The sequence below is a fragment of the Desulfovibrio sp. 1214_IL3152 genome, from assembly GCF_036763055.1.
Taxonomy (GTDB): domain Bacteria; phylum Desulfobacterota; class Desulfovibrionia; order Desulfovibrionales; family Desulfovibrionaceae; genus Desulfovibrio.
Map to the genome: position 1 here is coordinate 1 of NZ_JBAIYW010000162.1, position 2,249 is coordinate 2,249.

2 protein-coding genes are annotated in these 2,249 nt (G+C 61.0%); both read right to left on the reverse strand.

Features of this window, described 5'->3' with window-relative positions:
* Positions 1 to 85: 85 nt before the first annotated feature.
* Positions 86 to 1,199 (reverse strand): peptide chain release factor 2 gene (gene prfB / locus V6C07_RS03265; protein WP_333534944.1). Its coding sequence is split into 2 segments (ribosomal slippage): positions 86 to 1,123 and positions 1,125 to 1,199, totalling 1,113 coding nucleotides; the frame shifts between segments, so codons are not numbered across the junction.
* Positions 1,200 to 1,295: 96 nt separating this feature from the next.
* The coding region (gene lnt / locus V6C07_RS03270; RefSeq protein ID WP_333534945.1) for an apolipoprotein N-acyltransferase at positions 1,296 to 2,249 on the reverse strand (954 nt) is incomplete at its 5' end.

Sequence of the window (2,249 nt, forward strand, 5' to 3'; positions counted from 1 at the left end):
TGGGCCGTCAGCAGTGTGCGGGGCGTCCGCATCGGGCGCGCTGGTCTGGCTCAGGGCCAGCATTTCGCGCGCAAGGGCTTCAAACTCAGCGTTGCTGCTCATGGCGGTGCAAAAGGTAGTCGTGCTGGAAGGCGTCAATCTGTCCGTCCAGAACCGCGTCCACGTCTCCTACCTCGGTTCCTGTGCGGTGGTCCTTGACCAGACGGTAAGGCTGAAGGGTGTAGGTGCGTATCTGGCTGCCGAAGGCTATGGCGTCTTTGCCGGCATATTGGGCCTGACGCGCGGCTTCGCGTTTTTCAAGCTCCATATTATAGAGGCGGGCGCGCAAAACGCGCAGGGCCGTTTCCTTATTGTGGTGCTGCGACTTTTCGTTCTGGCACTGGGCCGAAATGCCCGTGGGAATATGGGTTATGCGCACGGCGGAGCTTGTGGTGTTGACGCTCTGGCCGCCGGGGCCGCTGGAGCGAAAAATGTCTACCCGCAGATCAGCTTCCTTGAGGTCAAGTTCAATATCGTCGCCCGCATCGGGGATGACATCCACCGAGGCAAAAGATGTGTGCCTGCGGCCGGAAGAATCGAAGGGCGAAATGCGGATAAGGCGGTGGATGCCACGCTCGCTTTTCAGAAAGCCGAAAGCGTGCGGTCCGCCCACGCGCAGGGTGACGCTTTTGATGCCGGCTTCGTCGCCGGGCAGAAAGTCCAGTTCCTCAACCTTGTAGCCGTGATCCGCGGCCCACCGGGTATACATGCGCAGCAGCATTTCGGCCCAGTCCTGAGACTCGGTGCCGCCCGCGCCGGGGTGGATTTCGAGTATGGCATCCTGGCTGTCCTCTTCTGCGGAAAGCAGCATCACAAGTTCCGTTTCGTCCAACAGGGCGGCCAGATCTTTCTGCTGCTGCGCCAGGGATTCCAGCGCTTCGGGGTCTTCGCTTTCCGCAGCCAGAGCCAGCCATTCATTCATGTCGTCATGGCAGGTTTTGAGCCTGTTCAGGCGGGCCACCTCGTCTTCAAGGCGGCGTTTTTCCTGAAGCAGGGGCGTGAGGGCTTCGGGTTTGTCCCATGCGCCGGGACGTGAAATTTCTGTTTCAATGGCCTGCAACCTTTTTTCGCTGGCCGCCACGTCAAAGACGCCCCCAGAGGGAGGCAAAACGTTGGGCAAGGGGAGGGCAGGCGGCGCGAAGGTCGGTAAGTTGCAACATGGCGATCTGTGGGTTGAAGGTGAACCGGCTTTGGGCCGGAAATGCCGGTATTCGGCTGTATAGTATATAACAGTCTGAAAAGATACGTGATCTGCGTCAGGCGCGGGTGCGGCGGCCAATACCGCCACCGGGACCCCATAAAATCAGGCCGGTCAGCAAGACTGCGGCCACAGGCAGGGGCCAGGGCCACAGGCGATGGAACAGGCTTGATTCGCTTTCCAGGGCGGCCTTGCCCCAGATGGCCTGTTCCCTGAACTGCTCACCGCGCACAACCAGACGGCCCCGGCTGTCTACCACGACGGAGATGCCGGTATTGGTGCCGCGCAGAATCCAGCGGTTTTGTTCAAGAGCACGCAGAACCGTAAGGTAAAGATGCTGCCGCGCTGCGGGAGTGGCGCCGAACCAGCCGTCGTTGCTGATGTCTACCAGAATGTTGGCTCCATCCTGCACGCGGGCTTGGGCCAGCCAGGGAAATATACCTTCATAGCAAATGAGCATGCCCAGGGCAAGGTTGTCATAGCGCAGAGGGGCGATGGCCGTGCCGGTTTCATACACGCCCACGCCTTGCAGCAGCGCCTCAAGAAAGCCCCAGTTGAGCCATTCCGGCAGGTACTCCCCAAAGGGAACCAGATGTTCCTTGTCGTAGTGGGCGGTCACCGCGCCTGCGGGCGGCGTGAGCAGAAAGGCGCGGTTAAAGACGTCCGGTTCCTTTCTGTCCGGCCTACGCTCCACGCCGGGCGCGCCCACGAGCAGGGGACAGCCCGTGATCGCAGGCAGTTGCCGCACCCTGGGGGAGTGCAGATTATTGGTCTCGAAAAAGAACGGCAGGGCCGTTTCCGGCCAGATGATCAGGGGCTTCTCTTCCGGCTTCTGCGCCAGCGCGTCGTAGGTGAGCTTCAGGTACAGATCAACGGTCTGCCGCTGGAAGGCGGGCAGCCATTTCTGGTTCTGATCCACATTGCCTTCCACAAACAGGGCCAGCACGCTTTGTGGGCCGCCGGGTTCGCTGTCAAGCGGCTGACGGTGCATGCGCAGCGCGCCGTAGCCGAA